At 64.5% G+C, this 6,969-nt stretch carries 8 protein-coding genes and 1 pseudogene; 1 reads left to right on the top strand and 8 read right to left on the bottom strand.

The genetic code is table 11. From position 1 onward, the window contains the following. Positions 1 to 127 precede the first annotated feature (127 nt). The 5 genes and pseudogenes from BSP109_RS16000 to BSP109_RS16020 form a co-directional block, all read right to left on the bottom strand. Positions 128 to 1,348 (bottom strand): annotated as a pseudogene (locus tag BSP109_RS16000) (IS1380 family transposase); the annotation flags it as partial. A 169-nt stretch (positions 1,349 to 1,517) separates the two neighbouring features. Beyond that, entirely contained in the window at positions 1,518 to 1,811 is a 294-nt protein-coding gene (locus BSP109_RS16005) for a YitT family protein (protein ID WP_101601932.1), read from the bottom strand. Further along, a complete protein-coding gene (locus BSP109_RS16010) occupies positions 1,808 to 2,950 on the bottom strand; it encodes a PD-(D/E)XK nuclease family protein (protein ID WP_101601934.1) in 1,143 nt (380 codons plus the stop codon). The genes BSP109_RS16005 and BSP109_RS16010 overlap by 4 nt, the downstream gene beginning before the upstream one ends. A 14-nt stretch (positions 2,951 to 2,964) precedes the next feature. Continuing rightward, positions 2,965 to 3,573: a hypothetical protein gene (locus BSP109_RS16015; protein WP_101601936.1), complete on the bottom strand. Its 609-nt coding sequence runs from the start codon at positions 3,571 to 3,573 to the stop codon at positions 2,965 to 2,967. 30 nt (positions 3,574 to 3,603) lie between these two features. After that, on the bottom strand, positions 3,604 to 4,554 hold the full coding sequence (locus tag BSP109_RS16020) for an alpha/beta hydrolase fold domain-containing protein (RefSeq protein WP_101590147.1): 951 nt from the start codon (positions 4,552 to 4,554) through the stop codon (positions 3,604 to 3,606). Between the two features lie 80 nt (positions 4,555 to 4,634). On the opposite strand from BSP109_RS16020, the gene BSP109_RS16025 reads away from it, so the two are divergent. Then, positions 4,635 to 5,234, top strand: a complete 600-nt coding sequence (locus tag BSP109_RS16025; protein WP_087004717.1) for an alpha/beta hydrolase — start codon at positions 4,635 to 4,637, stop codon at positions 5,232 to 5,234. 25 nt (positions 5,235 to 5,259) lie between these two features. Here BSP109_RS16025 and BSP109_RS16030 read toward each other — a convergent pair whose 3' ends face one another. The 3 genes from BSP109_RS16030 to BSP109_RS16040 are packed head-to-tail and all read right to left on the bottom strand — an operon-like array spanning position 5,260 to position 6,814. Beyond that, positions 5,260 to 5,802, bottom strand: a complete 543-nt coding sequence (locus BSP109_RS16030; RefSeq protein WP_101601937.1) for a 2'-5' RNA ligase — start codon at positions 5,800 to 5,802, stop codon at positions 5,260 to 5,262. A gap of 12 nt (positions 5,803 to 5,814) precedes the next feature. After that, the gene (locus tag BSP109_RS16035) at positions 5,815 to 6,342 is read right to left on the bottom strand and encodes a DUF421 domain-containing protein (protein WP_101601939.1); all 528 of its coding nucleotides are present in this window, start codon (positions 6,340 to 6,342) and stop codon (positions 5,815 to 5,817) included. 34 nt (positions 6,343 to 6,376) lie between these two features. Next, positions 6,377 to 6,814 (bottom strand): hypothetical protein, encoded by a 438-nt coding sequence (locus BSP109_RS16040; protein WP_146001206.1) that lies wholly within the window; start codon positions 6,812 to 6,814, stop codon positions 6,377 to 6,379. Positions 6,815 to 6,969: the final 155 nt, after the last annotated feature.

Below are 6,969 nucleotides of genomic sequence, written 5' to 3' on the forward strand. Positions count from 1 at the left end.
CTGGACCCCGCAGCTTCGGGGTGCAGCGGGGTGGCCGGATTCTTAGCGCTCTTTCGGTAGGAAACCTGCCACTGACATGGCGGGAAACCTCTGCTCCACCGGCCTACAGATAGTCGATCACACACACACCGGCAACACTGCCTGCTGCTCGCAGCAGATTGTGGCTGATGGCCGCGATGACTAGCCAGGCCGCGTTGGCATAAAACCGCCCGGAGGGCATGTGGGCTAATGGCCCGGCTTTGAGATCAGCAAAAACCTGCTCGACGACGGCATGTTGACGGTGGACTTTGTCTGCAGCCACCGTATCCAAGACAGATTGTTCGACGGTAGTAAAGAAGGCGTGATAACGGAACGTGTCAAACAGCTGGCCTTGAGCGGCTGCCAGTTTGGTGGTATTGAGTTCCGGGATGCGGCGGACCACCAACCGGCCAGCCAGTTGCTCCTCTTGGGCTTTGGACGAGAAGGCGGTGAAATCAATTTCAGCCACCTGCGCATCAGAGATCCATCGACCCGTTTCGTCGTCATAGATCGCCTGTGGGTAATTGATCCCTCTCCAGGCCTCGGCCGGGATGTGAGCAATAGCTTTCTTCACGGCAGCGTTTTGGGGCAGGGTCACTGAGTAGTGGACTCCAGCCGCGCGGACTGCTTTGGCGACGTTGGCACTATAAAAGGCCGAATCAAACCGCGCCAACACAGGGGTATCGGGATCGATGATGCGTTTGGCAGTGGCCAGGCTGTCACTGACTAATTTGTCAGCGCCTCGCACCGAATGAGCTGCCCCTTTGCGTAACTGCTGACCAAGCACCAGCGGTGCTGCTTTGGCTGTGGAAATCGTGGCGGTCAATCCGTTGAGGCCGCGCAGTTTGTTATAGCCGATTCCAGCACCGTGTTTGTTGGGCGAAAAGACTTCAATAACCGTGTCATCCACGTCGACAAAGACCATGTCACCACCGGTGCCATCCGGTGACCTGACCGGCAACAAGTCCGTGTGGTCACTCAGGTTGGTCAGAAACCTGGAAGCGACTGCGGCTAATTGTTTCACATGCCCATGCGTGTATTCGCGCAGGTGTGAGCCCAGTGTTGAGGGCGCATACACCCGATGGAACAATGATTTCATCCCACCATGCCGCAGCAGATCCATGTCATCGATGCTGTCGGCACCAGCAGCCATCCCAGCGACCAGCGACGTGATCTTCGTCCCTGGATTCGCACCCTTATCGGCCCCAGTATTAGCCACCGTGATCCACTCATCAGCTAAACGTTTCAGCCCCGCAGACTGCGCCAACCGCAACACGGGAGCAAGCCCAGCCGACGACACGAGATTCGGTTCATCAAACGAATAGGCAATACCAGCAGCACTGTGATTGAATAGCATCTCAGAGGTGCCTTTCTGATCCTAGAAATAGTGGCGTGAACAACTACTATTATTCCAGGTCAAAAGGCACTTCTTCAGTTAAACCGCCGAACTCACACCAAATTTATCGGTGGATCCAGGCTAAGTATGCTCTAGCATAGTATCAACTGGCGACGATCGACACCGCAGACTTCGCGGAGAAGACCCACCCCTTGCGCCGGATGGCCAGCAGGAAGAACGGCAGGTTGACGAGTACGAACAGCAGGCCGAACGGCCATCCCGTCCCCAGCGACAGCAGCAGTGACAGACCCGCGGTTCCACCGGTCACCAGGGCGGCCGCCTCGAGGAGGTACAGGCCGAAGGACACGAGGATCACGCCGGTCGCCATGCCGAACACGTCCTCCCAGACGGAGTGCGGTGAGGCGGGGACGTCGGTGAGTGGGCTGCTGGTAGTCATTCCCCCAGTGTGCTGGATCGCCGGGCCAACAGTTCGACGACCGCGTCGTGGAGTCGACGATCGGCCGTTCCGAGTCCATCGAGGACTTCCGGCAGCGTCACTGGTGTCTGGAGGAGCTCCTTCGAATCCAGCCGCAGCACGAAGACACGCGAGTAGTCAGCGATCCCCGGTTCCATCGTGTGCGTCCAACCTGGAAGCCGTTCATTGACGAACCACGCGGTCGGACCGAAGGCCAGCTGGACATGCGGCGCCGGCGAATCTACACCGACATGGTGGACAGTGAAATCAACCGCCCACTGATAGAGCCCTCTATACGGCACGAGTGATGGGCCCACGTGGTCGTCTCCGAAAGTACTCGTGAGCTGCCTATTCAAGATCTCGTTGCTGAATGATCGGAGCCGTCCCTTGATCCGTTGGAGGAGCTCACTGCCTTCGACATATCGCTGTCTGCCCTGCGCGGCGAGATCACTGGCGAACGCCTCTGCCACCTGGTCCTGGCTCCGCCAGCCGTACCGTTCCGCCTCGCCGGAATCACACATCGCTGTGACGAATCCGAGTACATCGCGATCACTCACACGTCTCTCCTCACTCACGAACTTCCGGTGCATCTGCGCGATGAACGAATGCGCGTCGGGGTTCTCGCTGCGGTACACCGTGTCGCCGTCGACACTGCTGTGCAGACGATCGATGAGCGCTCCGTACGTCACCACGATCGACTGCTGCCAGCCGTCCGACAGCCGGGATCGGTCCTCGTCACGGCACAGCATCACCACGCCTCCCCGGCGTGCGTCCCGCTGGCCGAACGCCAGGTACCTCTCATAGCCGTGCTGATGCCCGTCCGACGTGAAGTAGTTCTCGACGACGAGTGCGGCGGTCTCACCGGTGAGCACGATGTCGGCTATGTCGATGTCGTCCGGGCCGATTCCGGTGTTGACCTCCTGCCGCACCCGGTAGGTCTCACGGGGGAACGGCGCTCCCCCGGGCTGCGCAGCATTCACCTCGTCGATGAAGATTCGCAGGAAGCGATCGCCGAGACCGTGCGTTCCACCGACGTCCAGCAGCCACGCGAACACATTGGACAGCTGCTTCTCGTGAGTCCCGTGATGCATGACGTCGAAGACGTTGAAGTCGTGCTCCAACGACCGGCTGAGGCCTACCGCCTCCTGGCAGTCGGCGATCTGAGGACCGCCAGAGCAACCGCACCGACGAGCACCGCAAGCAGACCGATGATGCCCACCAGAAGAGCCGGCCAGAACATGCCGTGCACCTGGAACTCCTTCGAGTCGACGGACGTGCCGACGAGCAGGTCGTCGGCCGCGCACTCGGCGGTGTAGTCGGCGTCCGGCGCGCTTCCGTTCATGAGCGTCAGGATGGGCACGTAGGGCACGCCGTCGACGTCGATCGGCGCATCGATGCGAGGAGTGTCGAAGACATACAGATCCGGGCCGTCGAACTCGCAGTCGCCGGGCCAGCCCTGCGGAGCACTGATCTCGTCGAGCGGCCCGCCCGCGTCGTCGAATATTCCAGGCCCGCGTTCGATGTCCGCTGCCTCAGGAGCGTAGAGATAGAACGTGCGCCCCGGCTCCAGACCTGTGAGGAGCTCGTCGGAATCCTCGACCGCGACGAGGTCGTCCGGGGTGCCGGCGACGATCCGTCCCGTGTTCATACCGAGGATGACCACGACCACCATGCAGACGACGCCGATGATCGCCCCAGCGATGCAGATGAATTGCCATGTCCTCGTCTTCGGATCCCTGCTCATCGCCACACCACAGAGGATACAGAGCGCCTGTCACGACGTCTGATCTGGTCCCCGCTGGTCGGGTCCACGCTGGTCGGGTCTCAGCGCCTCGACGATGCGGCGCGCGCCCTGGTCCCCGACCTCCGTCGGGAGGAGGGCGAACACGTGCAGCTGCCCCTCCGCTTCGTGCAGGGTGACCTGCACGCCTGCGGCCTGCGCCTTCTCGCCCAGCACGTGCGCGTCGGGGTTCAGCACATCGTGCGTGCCGGAGAGGATCGTGAGGGGCCCGACCCCGGTCATGTCGCCGAACAGCGGGCTCACTGCCGGGTCTTCGAGTGAGTCGTCTCCGCGCCACGCCTCTGCCAGCACCCGTCCACCCGGCCGGCCCAGCCACGGGTCGCGGGGCTGCACCTCATCGATCAGGGGGTTGCTCCATGTCAGATCCAGGGCGGGCGACAGGAGCACCGTGGACGGCAGGACTCGTCCGTCGTCGCGGAGCGCCAGCACCGCGGACAGAACGATCTGACCGCCGGACGAGTCGCCGGCCATGGCCACGGCGCACCCGGAGCCCTCTTCACGCCGCACCAGGTCGACGACGCCGTCCCGCACGTCGCGCGCTGTGCCGAGCGGGACCAGCGGGTGGATGGGCACGACCACGCGCTGGCCCGTCTCGCGGGCGATCCGAGCGATCAGCTTCCAGTGCGGACCGGTGATCTCTTTGACCCACCCGCCGCCGTGGACGTACACGACGACGGAGGACGACGCCGCCGCAGAGCGCGTGCTATCGACCGGCCGCACATCGTAGACCGGCCACCCGGTGGGATCGGAGAGGCGGCGGTCGACTCGGACGCCCTCCAGCCGTGCCGGCGGACCGTACTGCACCGGTCGCAGGAACCGCTCGCGGATGCGGTCGTGGGCTCCCTGCTCCGTCACGAAGGGCCGGTTGGCGTTCCGGGCCCTCAGCACCAGCGGGATGAGCGCCTCGGGCAGTGTGATGCGCATGCGTTCCCCTCTTTCAGCCGACCAGTCGTCGACAGACTATCGGCCGTCGCCCGCTCACCGTTCCGCGTATCGTTCCGCGTATGGGAACCGCACCTGCCGCCACACCGTTCGACCGGGTCATCGTCCTGCACGGGTTCCGCGCATCGCCGCAGCACCACTGGTTCCCGTGGGTCGCTAAGACGGTCGCCGGCGCCGAGGTCGTCGCACTGCCCGACTCCGCCTCCCCCGATGCCGAGGCGTGGGTCGGGGCCGCCGTGAACGCGATCGGAGCGCTCGGTCCCCAGGTCGCGGTCGTCGCCCACAGCCTCGGCTGCGTCACCGCAGTGCGCGCCGTCGAACGGCTCGCCGCAGTCACGGCGGGCGGCTCGTTGGGTGCGTTCGTCGCGGTCTCCCCCTTCGCCCAGCCGCTCACGCGCACCGGCGACGAGGGCCTCGACGCGTTCGCCGCGGACGGCCTCGGCCCGTTCCTCGCAGGAGCGGATCTACCGGGAGCCGGCCCGCACCTCGGCGCCGTCACTGTCATCCGCTCGGATGACGATCCCCTCGTCGCACCGCATCTGTCCGACGCGTTCGCCCGGAATCTGCAGGCGCGAACCGTGGTGGTGCCGGGAGCTCGTCACTTCCTCGCCGCGCACGGCGTCACGGCACTGCCGGAGGTCGTGGACGCACTGACGAACTGAGCGGATGCGAAGCACGCAGGCGGAGTCAGCGATCGGTTTCCCGGTGATCACGCCGGTGTTCTGAGCTCGCACCCGCAAGGACGGTGAGCTCCTGGATCCGAGGCATCCAGTGCGCCGCCCGCACAGCCGTGAGCTGCTTGAAGTGGGGAGACGTCACCTCGTCCAGAGCCCGGATGTAATCAGGCACGATCTCACGCGGCAGCCGCAGCCCCATCGTCAGGTGGGGAGTCCAGCTGCGACCGCGGCTTTCGGGGTTCAGCGCACTGATCTCGCGGGCGGCGCTCTCCATCGCGTCCGTGGTCTCGAGCAGCCATGCGACGGTCCGCTTGCGCTTCGTTCCGAAGACCACGGTGCCCACCCGCCGGAACGGAGACGGGATCACCGACGGGAGCAGGTCAGCAGCGCGTCGAACAGCCTCGACAGCCATGATCGGTGAGTATGTGATCGTGATGTGCGGTGTCTGCTGCTGCGGAGGAAACCCCTGCTCCGCGAGGCGCGCGAACACCTCGCGCACCTGCCGCTCCTCAGCCTGCGGAAGGTGCAGCAGGATGTTGTCCGGTGACGTCATCGGAAGCGGCGATCAGTCGTGGCGCTCGATGTACGGCAGCAGGCTCGAGCCGTCTCCCATCGAGTCCTGACCGATGACGCCCAGCGATCCGTCCTGATGAAGGATCACGGCCTGGATGCCCTCGAGTGAGCCGTGTCCGGACTGGCGAGCGGCAGTGTGGACATCGACCTCAGTGAGCCGGTGTATGCGCAGGGCCTTGGGCTGCAGTTCTCCGCCGTAGTAGAGGAGAACCGGCGGCGAATCGAGGACGCGGCGGATGAATCTCCACCGCGAGCGGCCGAACGCGAGCGCCCACTGCACGACGACCAGAAGCACCAGCGCCACGATCGCCTGGGCGAGGCTCACGTCGACGGCGGTGACGGTGCGGCCGAACACCGACCCCAGGCTCACAGCGATGACGAAGTCCAGCGGCGTCATCTTCGCCATGGTGCGCGGCCCCGTCCCGCGGAGCATGATGACCAGCGTCAGGTATCCGACACCGCCGATCAGCAGGGTGTGCCAGATGGGTGACCAGCCGGTCCAGAAGTAGCTCATATCCATACGGCCGTCCTGTCAGCCGGGGACCGTTCACCCCTCATCGGTCCCACGCGGTCCCCGGCGGTGCGGTGAGTGGCGTGGGGCGGTACTCGAGGAGTTGGAGTCCCCCGTCGAAGGTCCGTGACTCGAGGAGTTCGAGCGTGAAGTCCGCGAATCGCTCCCAGATCCGCTCGAGTCTCCACCAGCCGACCAGCAGCTGTCCGCTGCGGTGCGCGCAGGTGGGTGGGGTGTGGATCGCCAGTGTGCGGGCGAGTGTCCACGATGCGCCCTCGTGGTCGAGAGATGGCCCGGGGGTCTCTGGGCACGTGTGGGGAACCGACGAAACTCCCCTGCCGTCGATCGCCGAGAAAACTGATCCTCCGAAGACCTTGACCGACAGCACTGTGAACGCTGATGCTTGGCGGACAACATTATTACCCGCCAGTAACCCGCGTGCGGCGTTCCCGGTGGCCCCACCGCCAACCTGTTCAGTCACCTCTTCCGCGGCGACATGGCGCTAAACAGGCTCTTCGCGGTTCGTGGTGAATGACCCTGCTGTGGCGGGTATTCACGCTACGGTTCTCGCGGCGCTGGTGAGCAGGATACGCGTCCGGTAGTTCTCCGCGTTGCGGAATCCGCGGCCGGTGCGTT

Source organism: Brevibacterium sp. Mu109 (assembly GCF_900169375.1).
GTDB classification, from domain to species: Bacteria; Actinomycetota; Actinomycetes; order Actinomycetales; family Brevibacteriaceae; genus Brevibacterium; species Brevibacterium yomogidense_A.

Bases quoted from the DNA above. Each gene is read 5' to 3' on its own strand.
- BSP109_RS16005 (WP_101601932.1), bottom strand. From the start codon at position 1,811: ATGACTACCAGCAGCCCACTCACCGACGTCCCCGCCTCACCGCACTCC.
- BSP109_RS16015 (WP_101601936.1), bottom strand. From the start codon at position 3,573: ATGAGCAGGGATCCGAAGACGAGGACATGGCAATTCATCTGCATCGCT.
- BSP109_RS16030 (WP_101601937.1), bottom strand. From the start codon at position 5,802: ATGACGTCACCGGACAACATCCTGCTGCACCTTCCGCAGGCTGAGGAG.
- BSP109_RS16025 (WP_087004717.1), top strand. From the start codon at position 4,635: ATGGGAACCGCACCTGCCGCCACACCGTTCGACCGGGTCATCGTCCTG.
- BSP109_RS16035 (WP_101601939.1), bottom strand. From the start codon at position 6,342: ATGGATATGAGCTACTTCTGGACCGGCTGGTCACCCATCTGGCACACC.
- BSP109_RS16020 (WP_101590147.1), bottom strand. From the start codon at position 4,554: ATGCGCATCACACTGCCCGAGGCGCTCATCCCGCTGGTGCTGAGGGCC.